General features: G+C 51.3%; 27 protein-coding genes. 13 read left to right on the top strand and 14 right to left on the bottom strand.

Annotated features, from left to right (window positions below):
* Positions 1–9 precede the first annotated feature (9 nt).
* Positions 10–834, top strand: coding sequence for a 2,3,4,5-tetrahydropyridine-2,6-dicarboxylate N-succinyltransferase (dapD, locus tag CBE72_RS16660; protein WP_100145154.1), 825 nt, complete (start codon positions 10–12; stop codon positions 832–834).
* A 252-nt stretch (positions 835–1,086) separates the two neighbouring features.
* Positions 1,087–1,452, top strand: coding sequence for a DUF3718 domain-containing protein (locus CBE72_RS16655; RefSeq protein WP_100145153.1), 366 nt, complete (start codon positions 1,087–1,089; stop codon positions 1,450–1,452).
* A 25-nt stretch (positions 1,453–1,477) separates the two neighbouring features.
* Here CBE72_RS16655 and purU read toward each other — a convergent pair whose 3' ends face one another.
* The 3 genes from purU to CBE72_RS16640 all read right to left on the bottom strand — a co-directional run bounded on the left by purU (position 1,478) and on the right by CBE72_RS16640 (position 4,293).
* Positions 1,478–2,311, bottom strand: a complete 834-nt coding sequence (gene purU, locus CBE72_RS16650; protein ID WP_100145152.1) for a formyltetrahydrofolate deformylase — start codon at positions 2,309–2,311, stop codon at positions 1,478–1,480.
* 84 nt (positions 2,312–2,395) lie between these two features.
* Positions 2,396–3,877: a PTS transporter subunit EIIC gene (locus CBE72_RS16645; RefSeq protein ID WP_100145151.1), complete on the bottom strand. Its 1,482-nt coding sequence runs from the start codon at positions 3,875–3,877 to the stop codon at positions 2,396–2,398.
* Positions 3,829–4,293 (bottom strand): flavodoxin, encoded by a 465-nt coding sequence (locus CBE72_RS16640; protein WP_100145775.1) that lies wholly within the window; start codon positions 4,291–4,293, stop codon positions 3,829–3,831. Before CBE72_RS16640 ends, CBE72_RS16645 begins: the two co-directional genes overlap by 49 nt.
* Positions 4,294–4,420: 127 nt before the next feature.
* On the opposite strand from CBE72_RS16640, the gene CBE72_RS20160 reads away from it, so the two are divergent.
* Positions 4,421–4,597 carry a hypothetical protein gene (locus CBE72_RS20160; protein ID WP_100145150.1) on the top strand — a complete coding sequence of 59 codons (177 nt, stop codon included), beginning with the start codon at positions 4,421–4,423 and terminating at the stop codon, positions 4,595–4,597.
* A 264-nt stretch (positions 4,598–4,861) separates the two neighbouring features.
* Here CBE72_RS20160 and truC read toward each other — a convergent pair whose 3' ends face one another.
* Positions 4,862–5,704 (bottom strand): tRNA pseudouridine(65) synthase TruC, encoded by an 843-nt coding sequence (truC, locus tag CBE72_RS16630; RefSeq protein ID WP_100145148.1) that lies wholly within the window; start codon positions 5,702–5,704, stop codon positions 4,862–4,864.
* Complete coding sequence (locus CBE72_RS16625) at positions 5,676–5,999, bottom strand: YqcC family protein (RefSeq protein WP_100145146.1); 324 nt, start codon at positions 5,997–5,999, stop codon at positions 5,676–5,678. Before CBE72_RS16625 ends, truC begins: the two co-directional genes overlap by 29 nt.
* A gap of 104 nt (positions 6,000–6,103) precedes the next feature.
* Here CBE72_RS16625 and CBE72_RS16620 point away from each other — a divergent pair, with 104 nt between their 5' ends.
* On the top strand, positions 6,104–7,117 hold the full coding sequence (locus tag CBE72_RS16620; protein WP_100145144.1) for a DUF3549 family protein: 1,014 nt from the start codon (positions 6,104–6,106) through the stop codon (positions 7,115–7,117).
* Positions 7,114–7,503, top strand: coding sequence for a DUF3301 domain-containing protein (locus CBE72_RS16615; protein ID WP_100145142.1), 390 nt, complete (start codon positions 7,114–7,116; stop codon positions 7,501–7,503). The genes CBE72_RS16620 and CBE72_RS16615 overlap by 4 nt, the downstream gene beginning before the upstream one ends.
* Before the next feature lie 1,194 nt (positions 7,504–8,697).
* Here the strand turns inward: CBE72_RS16615 and CBE72_RS16605 are convergent.
* The 3 genes from CBE72_RS16605 to CBE72_RS16595 form a co-directional block, all read right to left on the bottom strand.
* A complete protein-coding gene (locus CBE72_RS16605) occupies positions 8,698–8,985 on the bottom strand; it encodes a hypothetical protein (protein WP_100145140.1) in 288 nt (95 codons plus the stop codon).
* 198 nt (positions 8,986–9,183) lie between these two features.
* Complete coding sequence (locus CBE72_RS16600) at positions 9,184–9,489, bottom strand: Mpo1-like protein (RefSeq protein ID WP_028779840.1); 306 nt, start codon at positions 9,487–9,489, stop codon at positions 9,184–9,186.
* Between the two features lie 12 nt (positions 9,490–9,501).
* Positions 9,502–10,152 carry a GNAT family N-acetyltransferase gene (locus tag CBE72_RS16595; protein WP_100145138.1) on the bottom strand — a complete coding sequence of 217 codons (651 nt, stop codon included), beginning with the start codon at positions 10,150–10,152 and terminating at the stop codon, positions 9,502–9,504.
* A 271-nt stretch (positions 10,153–10,423) separates the two neighbouring features.
* On the opposite strand from CBE72_RS16595, the gene CBE72_RS16590 reads away from it, so the two are divergent.
* A complete protein-coding gene (locus CBE72_RS16590) occupies positions 10,424–10,654 on the top strand; it encodes a DUF2789 domain-containing protein (RefSeq protein WP_025010969.1) in 231 nt (76 codons plus the stop codon).
* A 22-nt stretch (positions 10,655–10,676) separates the two neighbouring features.
* Here CBE72_RS16590 and CBE72_RS16585 read toward each other — a convergent pair whose 3' ends face one another.
* Positions 10,677–11,042, bottom strand: a complete 366-nt coding sequence (locus CBE72_RS16585) for a DUF3192 domain-containing protein (protein WP_037466957.1) — start codon at positions 11,040–11,042, stop codon at positions 10,677–10,679.
* A 166-nt stretch (positions 11,043–11,208) separates the two neighbouring features.
* Here CBE72_RS16585 and CBE72_RS16580 point away from each other — a divergent pair, with 166 nt between their 5' ends.
* The gene (locus CBE72_RS16580) at positions 11,209–11,550 is read left to right on the top strand and encodes a hypothetical protein (RefSeq protein WP_100145773.1); all 342 of its coding nucleotides are present in this window, start codon (positions 11,209–11,211) and stop codon (positions 11,548–11,550) included.
* On the top strand, positions 11,550–12,323 hold the full coding sequence (locus tag CBE72_RS16575) for a Zn-ribbon-containing protein (RefSeq protein ID WP_028779837.1): 774 nt from the start codon (positions 11,550–11,552) through the stop codon (positions 12,321–12,323). The genes CBE72_RS16580 and CBE72_RS16575 overlap by 1 nt, the downstream gene beginning before the upstream one ends.
* Before the next feature lie 58 nt (positions 12,324–12,381).
* Here the strand turns inward: CBE72_RS16575 and syd are convergent, their stop codons facing one another.
* Positions 12,382–13,023: a SecY-interacting protein gene (gene syd / locus CBE72_RS16570; RefSeq protein WP_100145136.1), complete on the bottom strand. Its 642-nt coding sequence runs from the start codon at positions 13,021–13,023 to the stop codon at positions 12,382–12,384.
* A 59-nt stretch (positions 13,024–13,082) separates the two neighbouring features.
* Here syd and queF point away from each other — a divergent pair, with 59 nt between their 5' ends.
* Complete coding sequence (queF, locus tag CBE72_RS16565) at positions 13,083–13,940, top strand: NADPH-dependent 7-cyano-7-deazaguanine reductase QueF (RefSeq protein ID WP_100145771.1); 858 nt, start codon at positions 13,083–13,085, stop codon at positions 13,938–13,940.
* An 83-nt stretch (positions 13,941–14,023) separates the two neighbouring features.
* On the opposite strand, the gene CBE72_RS16560 is transcribed toward queF, so the two are convergent.
* The 3 genes from CBE72_RS16560 to CBE72_RS16550 form a co-directional block, all read right to left on the bottom strand.
* Complete coding sequence (locus CBE72_RS16560) at positions 14,024–14,848, bottom strand: mechanosensitive ion channel family protein (protein WP_100145769.1); 825 nt, start codon at positions 14,846–14,848, stop codon at positions 14,024–14,026.
* Positions 14,849–14,878: 30 nt separating this feature from the next.
* Positions 14,879–15,454, bottom strand: coding sequence for an OmpA family protein (locus tag CBE72_RS16555; protein ID WP_037473763.1), 576 nt, complete (start codon positions 15,452–15,454; stop codon positions 14,879–14,881).
* Between the two features lie 193 nt (positions 15,455–15,647).
* Positions 15,648–16,079 carry a PACE efflux transporter gene (locus tag CBE72_RS16550; RefSeq protein WP_100145134.1) on the bottom strand — a complete coding sequence of 144 codons (432 nt, stop codon included), beginning with the start codon at positions 16,077–16,079 and terminating at the stop codon, positions 15,648–15,650.
* A gap of 85 nt (positions 16,080–16,164) precedes the next feature.
* Between CBE72_RS16550 and CBE72_RS16545 the strand changes: the two genes are divergently transcribed.
* Entirely contained in the window at positions 16,165–17,049 is an 885-nt protein-coding gene (locus tag CBE72_RS16545) for a LysR family transcriptional regulator (RefSeq protein WP_100145132.1), read from the top strand.
* 63 nt (positions 17,050–17,112) lie between these two features.
* On the opposite strand, the gene CBE72_RS16540 is transcribed toward CBE72_RS16545, so the two are convergent.
* A complete protein-coding gene (locus tag CBE72_RS16540) occupies positions 17,113–17,670 on the bottom strand; it encodes a DUF4136 domain-containing protein (protein ID WP_025009455.1) in 558 nt (185 codons plus the stop codon).
* A gap of 178 nt (positions 17,671–17,848) precedes the next feature.
* Between CBE72_RS16540 and CBE72_RS16535 the strand changes: the two genes are divergently transcribed.
* The 3 genes from CBE72_RS16535 (at position 17,849) to CBE72_RS16525 (ending at position 19,262) form a co-directional block, all read left to right on the top strand.
* Positions 17,849–18,163: a hypothetical protein gene (locus CBE72_RS16535; RefSeq protein ID WP_100145130.1), complete on the top strand. Its 315-nt coding sequence runs from the start codon at positions 17,849–17,851 to the stop codon at positions 18,161–18,163.
* A 181-nt stretch (positions 18,164–18,344) separates the two neighbouring features.
* On the top strand, positions 18,345–18,674 hold the full coding sequence (gene yciH / locus CBE72_RS16530; protein ID WP_100145128.1) for a stress response translation initiation inhibitor YciH: 330 nt from the start codon (positions 18,345–18,347) through the stop codon (positions 18,672–18,674).
* A 27-nt stretch (positions 18,675–18,701) separates the two neighbouring features.
* Positions 18,702–19,262, top strand: a complete 561-nt coding sequence (locus CBE72_RS16525) for a YqgE/AlgH family protein (protein WP_062793315.1) — start codon at positions 18,702–18,704, stop codon at positions 19,260–19,262.
* Positions 19,263–19,273 lie beyond the last annotated feature (11 nt).

Genomic DNA, 19,273 nt, shown 5'->3' with positions numbered 1-19,273 from the left:
GAGAAACCAATGGAGGCTTTACGCCAACGTATTGAGGCGGCTTTTGAAGCTCGCGCACAGATAAGCCCTACCACAGTTGACGCCGAGCTGCGCGCCGATGTGGAACGAGTGATTGACATGCTGGACAGAGGCGAGGCCAGAGTGGCCGAGAAAATGGACGGTCAATGGCATGTGCACCAATGGCTCAAGAAAGCCGTTTTGCTGTCTTTCCGTATCTTCGACAATGGCGTAATCGATGGGGCCGAAACCAAGTATTTCGACAAGGTACCACAGAAATTTGCCGACTATGATGAAGCTCGCTTCCGCGCCGAAGCCATACGTGTCGTGCCACCTGCTGCAGTGCGCAAAGGCTCTTTCATCGGCAAAAACACTGTGCTTATGCCCTCTTACGTAAACCTGGGCGCCTATGTAGATGAAGGCACCATGGTCGACACCTGGGCCACAGTTGGCTCCTGCGCACAAATTGGCAAGAACGTGCACCTCTCCGGCGGTGTCGGTATTGGTGGCGTACTCGAGCCGCTGCAGGCTGGCCCGACCATAATTGAAGACAACTGCTTTATCGGTGCCCGCTCTGAAATCGTTGAAGGGGTCGTGGTCGAGGAAGGCTCAGTGATCTCCATGGGGGTCTATATCGGCCAGAGCACCCGCATCTATGACCGCGAAACCGGTGAAATTCACTATGGCCGAGTTCCAGCAGGTTCTGTGGTAGTGTCAGGCACTCTGCCCTCCAGCTGCGGCAAGTACAATCTTTACGCCGCCATCATAGTCAAGAAAGTAGACGAGAAGACCCGTGGTAAAGTGGGTATCAACGAACTGCTGCGGATGGTTGACTGACCCTTGCCCTCGGGAGCTGACCTTAAACAATAAGCACTTTATTAGCTCAGTATCCCCATCTATGTGTCTGCTCTGCCCATAAGGGCGCAGGCAGACACATTTACTTACCAAGAGACAAACTTATACACCTTGGGACACACCCTGCCCCAGCAGCAACAACTGCTGACATAAAGCCCTATTCAATCACTGGCAAATGCCGCTGCTACGACTGTACTTAAATGGTACTTGAAGCGTCCCGAAAAGGAGCAAGCCATGAACCTTTGCCAACGTACCCGCACCGGCGCCGTATTACTGGCTGTCGCCGGCCTGAGCTTCGGCTCTCTCAGTGCCCAGGCCGCAATGGATCCTTATATTGAGCAGGCGTTGATCCAGGTCTGTAAGTCCAGTGCCAGCAACAGCATGATAGAGTTTTCCAGCACCCTGCGTGAGTACCGGATCAATGAACAGCGAGTATTCCCTCGACTAGTATGCAATGGTGAGTCACTGCATCAATTTGCCATGAGTCATGGCGCCGATCGCACAGCCAAAAAGATTGGCCGCTTCCTGCCCGGCAAAGTGACCATTTCCGATATGGCCATGATCCCAGAGGAGGAAAAACTCTACGTGAGTTTCCGCTGAACTCACTGAGCCCAAAACACTCGGATTAAAATACCAAGGTCTTATTGCCGTACACCACAACCTGCTCATTGAGTACCAGCGCCAGAGCCCGGCTGAGAACACTTTTTTCCACATCTCGGCCGGCTTTGGCCATATCTGCCGCGCTGTAACTGTGATCCACAGGGATCACATCCTGCTTAATGATGGGCCCCTCATCCAAACAGTTATTCACAAAGTGCGCCGTGGCCCCAATAATTTTCACCCCGCGCTCCCACGCCTGACGATAGGGATTGGCGCCGATAAAGGCCGGCAGAAAGGAGTGATGAATATTGATGATCTTATTGGGATACTGCTCGACAAACTCTGGGGTGAGCACCCGCATATATTTGGCCAGTACCAGGTACTCAGGCTGGTAGCTGGCGATAATTTCCAACATGGCACGCTCGTGGGCGCTGCGATCCAGCCCCTGATGGCTGACATGATGAAAAGGCACCTCAAACTTAGCCGCCAGCGGTGCCAGGGTGTCGTAGTTGGCCACTATGGCGGCTATTTCCATATCGAGGGCACCATAGTAGGTTTTCATCAAGAGATCCCCGAGGCAATGGGCCTCCTTGGTCGCCAACACCACTATGCGCTTGCGTCCGGCATCCACCAGTTTCATATGGTTTTGCTTGGGCAGAACTTCGGCCAATTCTTCTAGCAGCTTAGTTTCATCGAACTCACCTTCAAGTTCGGTACGCATGAAAAAGCGCCCCTGCTGATTATCGACAAACTCGTTGTTTTTGATGATATTCAGTCTGTGCTGAAAGCATACCCCAGTGACTCTGGCGATAAGCCCATATTCATCGGCACAATCAATCATCAGTATTTTGCGTGGCATATCGACTCCTATTGCAGCATTAAAGTTTGAATATGCCATAGTCTCGCCGCTAACGCTTAAAATTTATTCATTAAAAGCAGCCCTTTATCCCCGGCTAGCCGAGCGGCTGTCCAGATACTTTTGCAAAAGCCTTCTTAGGGTCTCGGCCTTGGTGCCAAACACCACCTGGACGCCCTGCCCTACCACTATCACGCCCTTGGCTCCCAATCCCAACAGGCGGGACTTGTCTACCAGCTCAGGGTGTTCGACACTCAGGCGCAAGCGGGTCATGCAGGCACTGAGATTGCGGATATTGGCGGCGCCGCCGAGGGCACCTATCATGGCCAGCAGATTGCCGCCCGAAGCGGTTTCCGGCTCCAGCCGCCCCGGCGTTTTGAGATTGAATGCCATGATGGAAGCACGGAAAATCAGGTAATAGATGACTGCGGTCAAGGGACCCAGGATCAGAAACCAACCGGCGTTGGCAGATTGATGCCACAGAAGGGCAAAATCCAGCAAACCATTGGAAAACACCAGCCCATAGTGAATGTCGAGCCAGATACAGACAGCATAAGCCAGCCCGGTCAACAGTGCGTGCACCAGATACAGCAAAGGCGCTACAAACAGGAAGGCAAACTCTATCGGCTCAGTCACCCCGGTAAGCCAACTGGTTGCCGCCGCCGACAGCATGATGCCGGCCACCCGATTGCGTTCACTCTTGTCGGCACAGCGCCAAATCGCCAGGGCCGCCGCCGGCAGGCCCCACATCTTGATGAGATAGCCTCCGGCCAGATTGCCGGCCTGGGGATCGCCGGCGAGGTAGCGCGCCACTTCGCCTCTGAGCCATTCACCATCCTGATAATATTGCCCAAGCTCCAGATAGAAAGGTGCATTCCAGATATGGTGCAGTCCAAGTGGCAACAAGAGACGCTCCACAGTGCCATAGATGGCAAAGGCCAGCTGCGGCTTTTGATACACAGCCCAATTGGAAAACACCTCAATATAGTGCGCCAAAGGTGGCCAGATAAGCGCCAGCAAATAAGCCAGCAACACCGCCAATGGCAACATCAGCAATGGCGCACTGCGGCGTCCCTCAAAGAAGGAAAAGATAGCCGGCAAACGCAAATGACGACTCATAGCCATCGCCAAACAGGTCATCACCCCAAGCAACATACCACCGGCTATACCTGTATCTATGGTCTCCACTCCGAGCCAAACCGAAGTGTGCACGGGGTTTTGCGAAGCCAGCAGCGATAAGCTTGAGTTGAATACCCCATAGCCGAACGCCGCACTGAAGGCGGCAATCCCCTGATCGCGGCAAAAACCTATAGCAATGGCGATGGCAAACAGCAGCGGCATCATGGTGAAGATGAGATCGCCTGTGGTGGCAAACAGCTCATTGAGCGAAGGAGACAAAATACCTGTCGGCGTACTGGCTAAGCCTTTCATCACACCGGCAGCAGGCAGGATAGCAATGGGGACAAGCAGCGCCTGACTCAAGCGCTGGGCAAACTTAAACCAATGTTGCGAAAAGCCTTTCAGGCGCCCGCTTCCGCTTTCAACAGGGGGAGCCAGTTGTTGAGCCATGCTTGAGCCTCGACCTCGGGTTCCATGGTTTCGCAGGCATCAATCTCCAAACGCTCACCGATACGTTTGGCACCAAGCTCCGCAAACAGTTCATCCAATTGTTTACCTGCGCCGCAGAAGGTCTCATAACTCGAGTCCCCCAGGGCAATAACCCCGTACCTAAGCTCTGGCAAGTAGGGGGCAGTGTCTTTCAGCGCCAAAAACCAGGGTAAAATATCATCCGGAAGATCCCCTTGGCCAGTAGTAGAAGAGACCAACAACAGATACTCATCGGCAGTCGGTACATACCCGTTAAGCTCATGACTTTGCCAAAGTTTGGCTTCCACGCCTTGGGCCTGGAGCTGCTTCTGGAGCGTCTCGGCAACAAACTGAGCATTACCATAGACAGTTCCAAACACCAGGTTCACTTTTTTCATGTTATACTCTGCGCCTCGAGACCAATACTCATTGTTCTCCACCATACTGTATCGTCTGCTTATGCTGCAAGCATAAGCATCAACAGACACCCAGCCGACACGCCACTGGCGATAAGGAAACGCAGCGATGCGACAGAGCAGCAAGCAGAAACTTCAGAAGCAACACCAAAGGGCAACTCATGTCCGCCGTATGTGTTACTTCAGAGCCGCTCAACAAGATAAGCACCACGCCCACTACCCACTCGACGCCTATCGTCCCTTGCTTGACATGATGCACCAGCGCACCAATAAAGACGAAACCTAAGGAAGGTGCGAACAAGTCCCATGTGTGCTCTGCGTCGGCTTACGGGCCTGGATGCAAGGCGTGGTTCGCCGCAAATGGCCCTAGTCCTTTGCAAGAAGCACAACATAGCAGGCAGGTCTGTAAGCCACGCCCTTCGGGGCTTTCACAGCAACCGGCTCTCTGCGTTATCCGACTTCGACAGGCCCCGGCATGCCTTCAGTCAGATGCCTTGAACGCCAATTGCTGTGCAAGCCAGAGTGCCACTAGGACTTATTCGCACCTTCCCTAAGCCAGCAGCAAACCGCTGTCTGACTCAAGCTGGGACTCGTCCCAGCCCAGGCCTTCGAACACTTGCAGCCATTCGGCCTCCGGCTCTGTCACTATGGTGACGGGCTCGCCTGTCGTTGGGTGAGTGAAGCTCAAGCTCTGAGCCAGCAACCATAAACGGTTGAGGCCGAAGTGTTCGCGAAAGAAACGGTTTTGTTTGCCATCGCCATGGGTCGTGTCACCTATGATGGGGTGACGCAGATGAGCCATATGCCTTCTGAGTTGATGCTTGCGCCCAGTCTGCGGCGATAGACGTATCAAGGCAAAACGACTGCTGGGGTACCGCCCTGACGGGAAAGGGATCTCGGCATTGAGCAGCGGCGCATATTGAGTAATGGCGTCCTGGGCTTCCTTGTTGCGGTCGGCATGTTTATCGGCCACGGCATCCAATTCTTCTTTGAGTGGATAGTCCAGCGTACCGGCTTGGTGCATATTGCCGCGCACCAGGGCCAGATACTCTTTGCGTGTCTCGCGCCCGGCAAACTGCTGACACAAAATAGCGGCAATTTCACTGCTCTTGGCGAACAGCAAGACACCCGAGGTCGGCCTATCCAACCTGTGCACCGGAAACACATGACAACCGACCAGATCACGGGTCAGCTGCATGGCGAAAAAACGCTCTTTTCGCGCGAGATAGGTTCTATGCACCAGTAATCCCGCCGGTTTATGGATGGCAACCAAGTGTTCATCTTCATAGAGGATACGGATCTCGGGGCTCTCTTCATCCACATGCGTTAAAGATTGCTCCGAAATCTCGGCTTGAAGCTGGGTCTCATCTTGTTTGTTTGGTAAGGAGTTCATCCAAGGTTCTCAACAAAGTGATCAAATTACGGTATGCGGGCGCTTCGCCCCAGACATGTTCGGCCATAGGTGCAGTTGCTATGGCTGATGGCAGCGGCATTTTGGCGTCTATCAGCGTGCGCATTTTGGGCAACAAAATAAACTGCAACCAGGCTTCAAATGCCATGCTGTCACAGGCAAAAGGCGCCTGACTGGCCATGGCTGCCACGCCAGGTTCGGTTGCGCTCCACATTCCCTGCGCTTTCAACTCGGCCTCTATGGCCAACAGGAGTTTTTCAGTCGCCAGAAAAGGCATCTGTCACCTCGCAGATCCAAAACAATAAATTGGCGCCAATCATACCATCGGGCCAAGCTTATCCCTATAATGCACCGCATTTGTTGTACAAGAGTCAAACGAGCATGGACAGTATCACTACCCTCAGCGAACTTCTCACCGCCGCCAACACCCAATATCAGGTCTATGATCTCGGCCGCCGGGTGCAACACATAGATCCCATGGCTTTTCATCAGATAGAAGCCCTTCAAAGCCCCTATCCCTTCCCCATACAAGGGCATGCCCAGTTTGCCCTGGTATTCTGGGATGGCAGTAATCAACAATATATCTGGTTCCTGAAATTACCTTTGGATGAGCGCGGACTCCTGGTCCCCGCTGCACGCAGCCAGTTTATTCAGATGTTGCTTGAAGCCATGGGGGAAAACCTGACCCGTGAACTGACCGAAGCTCAGCAGCAACAGATGGCCAATCATCCCTTCAGTTTCAAGCCGCCACAGGAAAAACTGGCCCTGTTCAACGCCTTGGTGCGCAAACAACTGGGACAAGCCGCTTCTGTGCAGTATGAATACGCCTGCCAATACCTGAGCGGCAAGGTGGCTGCCGAAAACTGGCAACATTTGGGGCTGCAAGGGCTGGCGGATATCTGTGCCCGGGTCAATGAATTGGATCACTCTGCTCTGTTGCAACAAGGGTTGAGCAAAGGCGCCGCCGAGGTGCAGATAGCCCTTTGCCAGCAACTGGAACATATACTATTGCCAGAGGCGCTTGCCGAAACGCTCTTCCAGGCATTCAAAGATGCTGCCCCCGAGCATAAGGTTTACTTCCTTCGCGCCTTGGCGTCTCACCCTGAACTTTGCCAACAGGCGATAACTGAGCTGGACAAGCAACAAGCGCTGAATATTGACGCCTTGATCGCCATTGCCGCCCGCTGCTGGCTTAGTCTGAAACAGGATGGATGCCGCAAAATTTATCTCGAGGCTTTGGCTTTACAGGAGCAAAGCTTCTTTAATCAAATCTTTGCTGATATTGTGGCCATACCCGGGATACGTACCCAGGTATTGAGCGAACTTCGCAATCCTCACCGCAGTGACCGCCTATCCGGCGCCATTGGCGGTCTGTTCAGGGCGACCACAGAATGATGACAGATTTTCTACTGATCGCAGCGCTGGTTATGATTGCTGCGTTTTTCTGGCAGCTGCGACAAATGGCCGAACTCAGCCGGGTATTTGCCGAAAGGGAATGCCAGCGACAAAAGGTGCAGATGCTTGCCATCGCCATGGAGTCGGCGCGTCCCAGCATAGGTGGCCGGAATGGTCTGTGCTGGAAGGCACGCTTTATGTTTGAGTTCAGTACCGATGGCATCAACCAGTATCGCGGCCATATTCTAATGCACGGCAAACAGATCCAGAAAATAGAGTGGCCCATCTTTCCCGAACCCGAATGGCATGAAGCGCCAACGGCCAGAGGCAGTGTCGGTGGTGGTTGTGGCTCAGGAGGGGGGTGCCGTTCGGGTAAGTGCCGCTGATATTTTGCTGCATCTGACAGAAAACTGAGCCGCTCCCGTCGTTGAAGAATCAACAAAGTTTGGCCAGTTACACAGATAAAAAGTCAGGAATATGGCAGCAAGCTCTTGCGCCTTCAAAGTTTGAGAACCGTTTAAGTCCCCAAATAAAAAATCCCTAAAATAAGAAAGGGCGCGACAATTAAGCCGCGCCCATCTATTTCTCTGTTAAGCCTTCCAGCTATTAAGTTGCTTCCCTGCACCATCCATGCGTCTGCCGTGCGTCCTGCGCTCCCTGTACCATCCTGGTGAGTCCCTGTACTTGCGTACCTGTTCCCTTAGTCCCGATTATCCCTTGATCGGGCCTTGCTCTATCCTTAAGCGTGTCCAGTATCGTCCTTGCGCATCCGTTCAATACATCCTGTTTCGTCTTCCTGACGCTGACCACATTCCTTGGGTCAGTACCTTTCCCTGTTTGCCATCATCCTGATAGGCATCTTCCTTGAGTCATCCTTGGACCGTGTTCCTCACGGTTTAGGTCTTCCTGACCTTGTTTCCTGAATCATCCTTGTCCTTGGATGATTTAAATACTAATCCAATCCCGCCCCCAGGGTTGTACAGAAACCGTTCAATAACTCGTGCAACTTTTTTGCAGCAATTGAAATGAATTGCATAAATAATTAATTTTAAATGGCTTAATTGTTTTTCAGCGACAAAACCCGCTGTTTAACTCTTGTTTGTCTCACAACTTTGTGAGACATCTCGCACACGACGCCCAGCTTTAATGGAAAACGGTGTGTAGTTAAATACACATCGGCTATAAATCAGTACCGGAATTACCCAAGCTTTAATGACTCCCTATACGAAAAAACAGCAAAAGAAAAGGCGCGTCCTAAGACGCGCCCTATTTACTGCTGTCAGCCATCCCGCTGAGTTGTGCTCCCTGCACCTTCCATGCGTATGAATTTCTTCCTGTGGACACCTTGTCTCAGTGATGACAGCTTCCAAGCTATCTTTTCATCCCTGCTTACAACCATCCTGGTGTCTGCTCAATTCCCTTGAGCCTCCTTATGGCCTCCTGGCACTCATCTTCCATGTTTGCCCATCCACGAGCTTGTTGTCGTCCATGAGTTGAGTTTTCCATTAACCCAAAGGCTGGCATCCCTGAGCCTGTCCTCTACTTCGTCCTGAACGCTTTCCTTAGCAGACCTTCCTGGCTCAAATGGCCTTTCCTGGCGCGGCAATTTCCTTATTACCGGAAAAAATCTCCTGTGTATCCATCTTGGATACCGCTTTCCATGCGAGCCGTTTCCTTGGCTTTAACGTCCCTGGAATGGTTTCAAGACGTCCTGTCTTGATTGTCATCCATGACTGAAATCCATTTATCAGCCTTCCTTGCAGCTCATCCTTGAATAGGCCTTCCCAAAACGTGTCATCCTGACACTTGCCCTTCCTTGGAAGCTCTGTCAAAGCATCCTGCCCTGACCACAACTTAAGTGTACCCAAGGCCCCCCTCTTTGAGATGGTCAATTTTAGAACATGCTGGGAATGACAAATATTCAGCTGTCGCTAATAAAAGGCTAAATACTTGTTTATTAACAACATTTAATTATTCGCCAGTAAGAACAGCCAATAAGGCTTATGTTTGTCGCACAGCTTTGTGAGACATGTCTCACATTGGTACTGGTAAATAACCAAAAACACTCAGAAACGACGTTTACCACTGACAAATTGGGCCAACATGACCCAGTCAGCCATCAAGCTGTAGACTGGGTATTGAAAGGTCGCCGGCTTATTGTGTTCAAAACCAAAGTGACCCATCCAAGCAAAGCCATAACCCACCACAGGCAGAGCCAAGAGCCATACAAATTGTCCACTAAGCAGGCTGAATAACAGAATAAGCAATACCAGGGTCGAACCTAGATAATGCAAACCTCGGCATACGGGATCGGAATGCTGCGACAGGTAGAAAGGATAAAACTCGGCAAAACTCTTGTACTTTTGCTCCACTCTTAACTCCTGTTATTGGTAGACGTCATCATCGGTATGACTGTGGTAAAAGAGCAACTCTCCGGTTAACTGCCCTATATTGAGCTCAACCACAGGTACAAAGCCTTGCTCTCGGAACAGATGAGAATGGCCATCCTCGGTCACAAAGACTCCAACCCCTTCCAGCTCCGGCTGCTCATCACACCAACCCAATACCGCCTGGACGAGCAACTTGCCATACCCCTTGTGTTGCTCGGTTAATGCTACTGCGATAAATTGAATAACGCCGTACTCTGTCGCCGGCAGGTGCTCCAGAATGGAATTTTCCTTCTGCATCAACTTCTGCGTCGATTGCCAACCTGTCCCCAGCAGCATTTTCAAACGCCAATGCCAATAGCGCCCTTCGCCTTGGGGAAGTGATGAGGTCACCACGCAGGCAACCCCAACCAAGCGCTCAGCATCGAACAACCCAATAAGGGGCTGCTCCTGTTGCCAAAGCTCATTGAGCTCTTCACGAATTGCGGCTCTGAGCTTTTGTTCATATTCGGCGGCATTGGCAGCCGGCAAGGTCTGCTGAAAAAACGCATCATCGTGATAGGCGTTATAGAGAATTGATGCGGCCAGGCGCAAATCTTCTGCCGTCAGGTAGACGGCACGCAGAGAATCGGGAGTCTGGGTTTCCATTTGTTGTTGTCCTTGTCAGCCAAAAGGGTAGTTTCCAATTTAACAATTTTGGATCAAAGTACAATCTTTTGCTTATCAGGCCGTTCGACTACTGCCGTGGGCAACATTCACACAGAGATATTAAGCTCTGCCGATTTAAAGCAATGGATCTGCGGTTCGATTGGTATAAGCTAAGGGAAAGGAATAAGGCTTACTATCTGTTTTATGAAGGCTTGTTCACCCGTCACTCATCACCTTGGCAATATATGTCAGGACTTCTGGAGGTCAGAATATGGATACCACCCACACAGACTTGGCCCATTTATTTGAGCAATTGGGACTCCCCAGCAGCAGCAAGGCGATAGAAGGCTTTATCGGCACACATTCTATCCCCGAGGGAGTCAAACTGGTGGATGCACCATTCTGGAATGAAGCGCAGCGCACTTTTTTAACAGAGGCTCTGGCCGAGGACGCCCAATGGTCAGACACCATAGACCATTTGGACGCCCAGCTCAGGAGTTGATTGAAATTGGGATGAGTGTGAATTACAGCTGCGCGTAGGCCTTATCGCCCCAGCCAATCAGTTGTTGATCGCGAAACACCAAGGGGGTGCACTCATCCTTGGTGGTCTTGCCATCACTGTGTCTGTGGCGGGTACGGTAAAATAGTACCTGTACTTGCTGATCATTGGAGAGAAAGGCTTCATTAAAGTCGGCCTGCCCCATGAGCTGCTGCACCTGTTGCTGATCCATCCCCAGAGTCAACTTGGCCAGTTGTTGCTGATTTTGCTGTTGCTGCAGCTGCCAGGACTCCTTTTCATCCCAGTTGGCTTCGTGATCGCCGACATTGACCACACAGGCACTAAGCCCTAAGCTTGCAATCCCCATCAGTGGCAGTAATAACTTGTTCATTGTCACTCCTTGTTATATTTATCAAATGTTAACTTTTGTTAAGCAAATGCAGCAAACGCTATGCAACATGCAGGCCAACAAATAAACTGATAAATATCAAAATGATAAAAGCAAACAACTGCTGCACTATGTAGCTATTGGCGAAAATGTGAGGTTTTTTACCAAGATGTCCACTCCACTGGAACAGGTCATGGCCGCCGCGGCGGCAGTAGCCCAAAGCGGCCATACTCCCTCTCTGGCACTGATTAAGGCAAGACTCGGCAACAAGTTACCAATGCCACTGCTGGTTGAAGGTCTGCAGCGTTTCAAATCCCTGCCAGAGAGTGAACGGGAAAAACTGCTTGAAGACGCACCTCAACTGCAAGAAACCGTGCCACAACAACAAGCTGTCACCACAGTAGAAGTTCTTCAGCAGGAGATCAGCCAGCTACGCCAGGAACAGCAGCAACTGAAACAAGAATTCGCGGCCTTGCAACAAAGACTCGCCAAGCTTGAGGGCCAGCAATAATGTTTGTCTGCGAACTCAGGTTTGAATGCTTTGCCAACACCACTATCAGCGCCGCAGAAAAAGCCATCAATACCCTGCTTGAGGCCTGGCGGGCCAACGGTCAGGTATTGGGGCGCGAATTTGCGGTGGCCTTTAGGGACGGGGAGTTCAGAGTCAGGCTGCTGCTACCGGAAGAAACCAGTCTGGCCAACAGGCACAACAGTCCCTGGGCCAAACAGGCGTTGCAGCAGTTAACCGAGGCCAAACTGCTGGCCCCCAAGGAAAAGCTCATAGGTCAGGATATCAATTCCGAGGTCAGCACCCTGGAGCCCCCAAGTTGGCAGCTACTTTATACCAGCTATGTGCATATGTGCTCGCCGCTGCGCAGCGGCGATAACTTGCTACCCATTCCACTCTATCGCATTCCCGCGACCTTCAACGGCGATCACAAGCGGGTGATCCGTTGGCAAACCGAGTGGCAAGCCTGTGATGAACTGCAGATGGCCGCAGCAACCAAGGCCGAATTTGCCGCCCTCGAGGAGCTTTCCAGCCCGGACAGCGATCTGTTCCGCCGCGGCTGGGATCTGCGCGGCCGCATCGAATATCTGACCCAAATTCCGACCTATTACTACCTTTACCGGGTCGGGGGAGAGAGTAAGCAAGCCGAATTGGCCCGTCCCTGCCCCCGTTGCGGCAACCCGGACTGGCGCCAACCCAGCCCGTTGCTGGATCTATTTCATTTCCGCTGTGATAACTGCCGGATAGTCTCCAACCTCTCCTGGGATCATCAATAGCCTAGGCTCATCAATAACAGTGTTCATCAATCAATAGTGACAGTGGCAACCCCGACTGTCAGCGGCGAGAAAACAGGTGTTGCCACATAAGCTTCATTCGCGCCCAGAGACCGGGATGGTCGACATCCGCCATGGCCGGCTCCACTGGCTCGACCGCCGGCGCCACTCTGGGGCGCAGCATAACAAGAAACTCTTCCAGGCTATCCGCCAGCTTCTTTGAGGGGAGCTCACCCGGGGTCTCGCGCCAGACAGCACCGGTTTCATTATCCACACAGATCATCTCATCACCTTGCCCCAATAGGCCGATAAACCAGGTCGGTGGCTGCTTGAGCTTGCGTTTCATCATCAGGTGCCCAATCAGATTCTGCTGCAGAAACTCAAAATCATCCTGACTCCAGGGCTGCAGTAGTTCCCCTTCGCCGAAATCGGCTTCAAACAACAGATGCGCGGCAAAAAACTGCCCATAAAACTCGTCGATATCGGCATGCAGCGGCAACTCCAGCGCATGACTGACATTGGCAAAACTGCCTGGCTGTTCACGGCGAATAGTCTGCCACAGTAGCGGATCTTCACCATCCTCCTGCAGCAAACAGGGCGAGGCTTCTCCCCTAGCATAATATCTGGGGCCTTCCCCCAGACTCGACTGGTAACTTTGATGATAACGGCTGAGAAATTGCTCCAACGCCTGGGCACAAGACACTTATCGCACTTCCAAATTCAGGTATAATGGTGGCCTATTTTGACACGGAAACCCGCTTGATGACACAGAATCACGACCCTTACCGGAACGCCGAAGCCTTATCTGGCCTGACACTGGGTCAGCAGACAGATTATCAAGAGCATTACGCCCCTGAGCTATTGCAGGCTGTTCCCCGCAAACTCAACCGTGATGCAATCAACCTGAGTGCGCCTCTGCCGTTTCAGGGGGCCGATATCTGGACCGGCTATGAACTCTCCTGGCTCAATGCCAAGGGCAAGCCCATGGTGGCCATCGCCGAGTTCCAGCTGGATCTCAACAGTGAGCATTTAATCGAGTCCAAATCCTTCAAGCTCTATCTGAACAGTTTCAATCAAACCCGCTTTGACAGTACTGAAGCCGTCGAGCAGACCCTGACCCAAGATCTGAGCCGCTGTGCCAATGGCGAGGTAAAAGTCAGAGTGATTGAGCCCAAGCACTTCAACAGCCAGAGAGTTGTTGAGCTGCCGGGGCACTGCATTGACGATCTGGATATTGAAGTCAGCGACTATGAGTTCAACCCCAAATGGCTCGAAGACAGCACAGACGACAAACAGATAGTCGCCGAGACCTTGAACTCCAACCTGCTTAAGTCCAACTGTTTGATCACCTCACAGCCTGATTGGGGCAGCGTGATGATCCGCTACCAGGGACCCAAGATAGACAGGGAAAAACTGCTGCGCTATCTGATCTCTTTCCGCCAGCATAACGAGTTCCACGAGCAGTGTGTCGAGCGAATATTCACCGATCTGAAGCGTTTCTGCCATTGCAGTAAATTGACCGTCTACGCCCGCTACACCCGCAGAGGTGGGCTGGACATCAACCCCTTCCGCAGTGACTTTGAGCACCTGCCAGAAAACCAACGCCTGGCGAGACAATAATCACCAAAGATGGATTTTATTTAAGCCAAAGAAAATGCCGTTCACAACCAGTGAACGGCATTGAATGTTATGCTGCAGCGGCCTTACTTGGAAGGCAACTCTTTGACATGCAGATCCATCTGAGGATAAGGGATGCCAATGCCGTTGTCGTCCAGAGATTGTTTAATCTGCTCCATCAGCTCGAAGTAGACACCCCAGTAATCAGCAGACTTCACCCAAGGGCGAACCACATAGTTGACCGAAGAGTCAGCCAAGGTGTGCAGACCGACTGTATAACCAGGCTCTTTCAGTACTTTTTCATGGTTATCGAGAATGCTAGTCAGTATCTGCTTGGTATGACGGATATCTGCATCGTAAGAAACCCCGATCACCAGATCGATGCGGCGCTTGTCCATAGCCGAGTAGTTGGTGATGCTACCGTTCATGATAGTGGAGTTGGGCACTATGATGACCTTGTTATCCGGGGTTTTCAGACGAGTTGAAAAGATAGTGATTTCATCGACAGTACCGGCTACACCCGCAGCTTCAATATAATCTCCCACGCGGCAAGGGCGGAACAGAACCATCAAGACCCCGGCGGCAAAGTTAGATAGTGAGCCTTGCAGCGCTAAACCCACGGCCAAACCAGCGGCACCGAGAACCGCAACCAGAGACGCGGTCTGAATTCCAATCTGCCCCAAAGTAGCGATAACCGTGAACACAAACACCACTGCCCAAGCCATATTGGCCACAAAAGAAACCACGGTTTGGTCTATCTTGCGTTTACTCAATACTTTAGCCGTAACCTTCTTGGCCACATTAGACAGATATTTACCGACAAAGAAAATAACAATGGCAAGCAATATCTTGATGCCGTAGGCTGCTATTAACTCAGGCGCCTGTTGCAATAGCCCTTCGAGATTTTCCATCATAAAACTCCCTTTAACACCTTGTTTAAATTACTTAGGTAAATCGACCACAAACTCAACCCTGCGGTTAAGGCTGCGGCCTGAGACATTGGTATTATCAGCGGCAGGCTGCTTACTGCCATATCCACGAGTACTGAATCGCGCCGCCGGAAAACCATAATCCTTAATCAATATTGCTTTAGCACTTTCGGCCCGGGCTGCAGATAAAGGTTGATTTATGGCATCCGAACCGCTGATATCGGCATGCCCTTCAATACTCAGGTTTACATTGTATTGCTCTAGAAAAACTTTCATTTTGGCCAGTTGCGGCCACTGCGCTAGAGGTATCTGCGCCGAGCCCAAGTCGAAATATAGCCTGACAGGTTCAGCGATGCCGCAACCTGCAGGATAGGCACCGGCAGCAGTTGTTGGCAGACAGATATCCGTCAGAGAAAAGGCCTTGTCCAAGACACAACCATTGGCACTCACTGGTATCAGTGTCTGAGTTCCGGGACAGGCATCTTTGTTATCAGGGACGCCATCACCGTCTGAGTCACCCCAGGCAAACACGCCCCAACTCAACAACAATAATGCCAAGCCTAAAGTCACTCGCCAACCACTTATCACTCGGCTCTCCCCGCTCATTTAAGCCATAGTATCGACTGTGTCACTGCAGAGAATAATCCACAATCAACATTGAAGCTTTGATGACTCAAGTCACAGTTTTTCAGAGACACATTGTATAGATATCCGTATTTTTAACCAAGACAAACCATTATTGGTTGATGACAATTAGTGAATGAATTAACGGAACAGCATTTTATTGTTTAACACCTTGCTGATATGGGCCGACATACTTGAGCCGCAAACTGTCATAGAACCAGTTAAACAAGGGGTTGTAGCAAAAGAAGAACACCAGAATACCGGCTTCGATAAAGAAAGCGTTGAGCAAGCTGGTTTCCAGCGCCCAGGCAATAGCGGGAACCGTCACCAGAATGAGTCCACCTTCAAACCCCAGGGTATGCAATAACCTGAGCCCAATACCACGGGCATCACGGTTATTGCCATAAAGCCGGTCAAACCCCAGGTTGTACAAATAGTTCCACACAATGGCACACACACTTAAGAAAACACTCACGCCTGCCATGGTGCTCACTGCGCTGCCTGTGGCCCAGGAGGCAACCGGGATTAATAGAATAAGGGCTATGGCTTCGAATAGTAGCGCCTGAAAAATACGTTCTTGAGTAGTCATGCTTATTTCCATTCTGATTAACAGGCCGCGGATTATCATCTATCATCAAGATACTTAAAAGTTAGATACCATCACCATTAGTGATATGTTAACCACAGAACAATTGGAAGCTTTTGTCGCCAGTGTCGAGACGGGCTCCTTTTCAGCCGCCGCCAGACAACTGGGTAAAGTGCAATCCGGTATTAGCCAGCAGATAATGAATCTGGAGCTGGATACCGGGCTGCAACTCTTTGACCGCAGCGGTCGTTATCCCCAATTGACCGCGGCTGGGCATCACCTGTTGCCCTACGCCAAAGCCGTGTTGGCGCAGCACCGCAGATTGGCTCAACAGGTATCAGGTTTGGGCAGTGACACATCAATGGAAGTGATTCTGGCGGTTGATGAAGGGATCCCCTACAACCGCCTCGGCGATCTGCTCAGACAACTGGAGCTAGAGTTTCCGCAAATTTGCCTGAGTTTGCTGTGCGCCTCGAGCAAAGATGTGATTGCTCTGGTCAAGGAAGGCAAAGCCACTTTGGGCCTGCTGTTCAGTGAACCGGTTTACCCCGAAACCCTGGACTTTGAAACCATAGGCACTGTGACTTTTGAGTTACTAGTCAGCCCCAAACACCCCTTGGCCGAGATACGTGCCATGCATACGGATATTCTCAAACTGCACAGACAACTGGTCATAGGCAGCAAATACTCGAGTAATTTCTGGTTCGATCAGGTGCACTCGCCGGATGTTTGGTTTGCCGACAACTATTACGTCCTGTTGGAGCTGGCCAAACAAGGGTTTGGTTGGGCACTGCTGCCAAGGCCTTTGGCTCAGGAAGCAATGAGTAAGGGGGAATTACAGGCCGTAAAGCTGGATTTTGAAGTAGGCGGCTGGCAGGCCAATGTGGATGTACTCCAGTCATCGGCCAGTCAGGTCTCCAGAGTCAATGTCAGAATGCGGCAACTACTGCGTGAACTGCTTAAAAAACAATAAAGCGGCTTTATGCCGCTTTATTCCAATGTTGAATTCCCACAATGTGCCCGCGTGGATCAGAGGTTATTTTTCCACCTTGGGCGGGAAGTTGCTCATTACACTGGCTACCGCCTCGTTAACCTTGGCAATTCGCTTTTGCGGAGTATCGCTATCGCGAATAGTGTCAGCCACTGAGCCACGCCAGATGAGCTTGCCGGACTTGGCGTCGACCAGATCCACAATCAAGGTACCGACTTCATATTCGCGTACTGTGGTTTGGGTCTGCATATTGCCGCCCCAGCCCCAACCCGGCCCCCAATATGGGTTGTAACCATAGTTGGTGTTGAAAGTGTCGACATTGATTTTCTTGTCTACCTTGGTCAGATAGTTAACCAGGATATCGGCGTTTTCCTTGGTAGCAATCTGTAAGCCCTTTTGTGCCAACTGCCGATCCAAGGCATCACGTACTCGCTGATCCATCAAACCATCCAGATGATAGCTGGTGTCTTCGGATTGCTTTTCCACCCAGGCATAGCTCTTGTACTGGCTGAAGTTCACACCCGGGTCATAATCCCAGCCAGTATTCAGTGTACTGCAAGCACTTAGCATCAGTGCCATTGCGGCTGTTATCAGATACTTCATCGAAATTTCCTCGTTTACCCAGGCCAGGAAACGGCCATAAAAACCCATGAAATCAGCTTACATTTCAATCTTCTGCTCCACAACCGAATTTAACAAAATTTAGTTTACCGATTCAGCTTGACTTCAGTATAGCACCAAATGATAATGATTATCATGTAGGTTAAGTGGTGAATGACTCATGTTTTGGTATCTCGCATTCTTTATTATTGCCAGTGGTGTTTTGCTGACTCGAAATTCTTTGCTACAACAGGCGCAGGAACTGGCCGGAATAGGCAGCATCAATCAAGCCAGACGTTTGCTTATCCTGCCGCTGCTCATTCTCGGTTGGCTCGGTGCCAGATTGGTCGAGCAACAGATTTCACCATTTGATCTGGCCGCTTTCGGCTTTGTCCTGACGACACTGACACTACTGCTGCCCAAGCTCAGAATACTGATGCTGCCCTGCGCCTTTTTATCTGTGATGGCAGTGCTTGGCGGAATACTACTTTCCTGACATCTTCTTGTGATTGCCGGCGTCCAAGCCGGTGGCTGATATTGTTCCCTGCACAATTTCAGTTTTTTACCAGCCACCTTAACGGTGGCTTTTTTTTGATTTCAGCGGCTTGGAGCAAGCCATTGGGCGCTTAGGCTAAATCTGCTAGACTGCGCCCATAAACCATAGATCAGCATCAACAATGAAAACAGATCCTAATGTCAGTTTGGTATACAGTACCGACAAAGGCCGTATCAGCCAGCCCAAGGAAGAACCCGCCATCCCTGCATCCGATGGTATAGTGCGGATCCATAAAGACAGCAAGGGCCGCAAAGGCAAAGGTGTTTCAGTGATCAAGGGGCTGGGACTGGATGCCAAGGCGCTGAAAGAACTGGCACAAAAACTCAAGAAGCAATGCGGTTGCGGCGGCACAGTAAAAGCGTTCGACATCGAGATCCAGACCGACAATCGTGAGCAAATCCAGGGCCTGCTGGAGAAGCTGGGCTACAAGGTGAAGCTGGCCGGCGGCTGACAGGCAACAAGTACCAGGAGCAGTATGATGGACAGTTTGCAAAATCATTTTCTTATCGCCATGCCTTCGCTCGATGATACTTTCTTCGAGCGTTCGCTCATCTATGTGTGCGAGCACGACAGCAAGGGCGCCATGGGACTCATGGTCAATCGTCCCATAGGCATTGAGGTTGATGAGTTACTGCTGCAGATGGAGCTGGCAGAAGAGGTATCTCTCAAGCCTTCAATAGACAACAGCGTACTGGTAGGCGGTCCGGTGAACCCGGAGCGGGGCTTTGTACTGCACAGCAGTCAACCCTATTGGGCCAACAGCACTGCCATCAATGACGAGATAATGCTGACCAGCTCACGGGATATTTTGACCTCTCTTGGCACCTCAAAGGCGCCGGAGCATTTTCTGGTGGCGCTGGGATACGCTGGTTGGAGCCGCCACCAGCTGGAGCAGGAACTGGCGGAAAACAGCTGGCTGACCATTCCCGCCACACCCGAGATACTGTTCAATACTCCCCATGAGCATCGTTGGCTCAAGGCCACCCAATCACTGGGATTCGATATCTGGCAAATGTCCAGCCAGATGGGACACGCTTGATTACAGAGGCA

The sequence above is a fragment of the Shewanella carassii genome, from assembly GCF_002777975.1.
GTDB classification, from domain to species: Bacteria; Pseudomonadota; Gammaproteobacteria; order Enterobacterales; family Shewanellaceae; genus Shewanella; species Shewanella carassii.
Note: the sequence above shows the minus strand (reverse complement) of the source record. Positions and strands in the feature narration are given on the sequence as shown.

Bases quoted from the DNA above. Each gene is read 5' to 3' on its own strand.
- purU (WP_100145152.1), bottom strand. From the start codon at position 2,311: ATGCCACGCAAAATACTGATGATTGATTGTGCCGATGAATATGGGCTT.
- CBE72_RS16575 (WP_028779837.1), top strand. From the start codon at position 11,550: ATGTTTGTCTGCGAACTCAGGTTTGAATGCTTTGCCAACACCACTATC.
- CBE72_RS16625 (WP_100145146.1), bottom strand. From the start codon at position 5,999: ATGCCTTTTCTGGCGACTGAAAAACTCCTGTTGGCCATAGAGGCCGAG.
- CBE72_RS16585 (WP_037466957.1), bottom strand. From the start codon at position 11,042: ATGAACAAGTTATTACTGCCACTGATGGGGATTGCAAGCTTAGGGCTT.
- dapD (WP_100145154.1), top strand. From the start codon at position 10: ATGGAGGCTTTACGCCAACGTATTGAGGCGGCTTTTGAAGCTCGCGCA.
- queF (WP_100145771.1), top strand. From the start codon at position 13,083: ATGACACAGAATCACGACCCTTACCGGAACGCCGAAGCCTTATCTGGC.
- CBE72_RS16550 (WP_100145134.1), bottom strand. From the start codon at position 16,079: ATGACTACTCAAGAACGTATTTTTCAGGCGCTACTATTCGAAGCCATA.
- yciH (WP_100145128.1), top strand. From the start codon at position 18,345: ATGAAAACAGATCCTAATGTCAGTTTGGTATACAGTACCGACAAAGGC.
- CBE72_RS16545 (WP_100145132.1), top strand. From the start codon at position 16,165: ATGTTAACCACAGAACAATTGGAAGCTTTTGTCGCCAGTGTCGAGACG.
- CBE72_RS16590 (WP_025010969.1), top strand. From the start codon at position 10,424: ATGGATACCACCCACACAGACTTGGCCCATTTATTTGAGCAATTGGGA.
- CBE72_RS20160 (WP_100145150.1), top strand. From the start codon at position 4,421: ATGCGACAGAGCAGCAAGCAGAAACTTCAGAAGCAACACCAAAGGGCA.
- CBE72_RS16615 (WP_100145142.1), top strand. From the start codon at position 7,114: ATGATGACAGATTTTCTACTGATCGCAGCGCTGGTTATGATTGCTGCG.
- CBE72_RS16655 (WP_100145153.1), top strand. From the start codon at position 1,087: ATGAACCTTTGCCAACGTACCCGCACCGGCGCCGTATTACTGGCTGTC.
- CBE72_RS16620 (WP_100145144.1), top strand. From the start codon at position 6,104: ATGGACAGTATCACTACCCTCAGCGAACTTCTCACCGCCGCCAACACC.
- CBE72_RS16595 (WP_100145138.1), bottom strand. From the start codon at position 10,152: ATGGAAACCCAGACTCCCGATTCTCTGCGTGCCGTCTACCTGACGGCA.
- CBE72_RS16525 (WP_062793315.1), top strand. From the start codon at position 18,702: ATGGACAGTTTGCAAAATCATTTTCTTATCGCCATGCCTTCGCTCGAT.
- truC (WP_100145148.1), bottom strand. From the start codon at position 5,704: ATGAACTCCTTACCAAACAAACAAGATGAGACCCAGCTTCAAGCCGAG.
- CBE72_RS16560 (WP_100145769.1), bottom strand. From the start codon at position 14,848: ATGGAAAATCTCGAAGGGCTATTGCAACAGGCGCCTGAGTTAATAGCA.
- CBE72_RS16535 (WP_100145130.1), top strand. From the start codon at position 17,849: ATGTTTTGGTATCTCGCATTCTTTATTATTGCCAGTGGTGTTTTGCTG.
- CBE72_RS16645 (WP_100145151.1), bottom strand. From the start codon at position 3,877: ATGGCTCAACAACTGGCTCCCCCTGTTGAAAGCGGAAGCGGGCGCCTG.
- CBE72_RS16580 (WP_100145773.1), top strand. From the start codon at position 11,209: ATGTCCACTCCACTGGAACAGGTCATGGCCGCCGCGGCGGCAGTAGCC.
- CBE72_RS16640 (WP_100145775.1), bottom strand. From the start codon at position 4,293: ATGAAAAAAGTGAACCTGGTGTTTGGAACTGTCTATGGTAATGCTCAG.
- CBE72_RS16540 (WP_025009455.1), bottom strand. From the start codon at position 17,670: ATGAAGTATCTGATAACAGCCGCAATGGCACTGATGCTAAGTGCTTGC.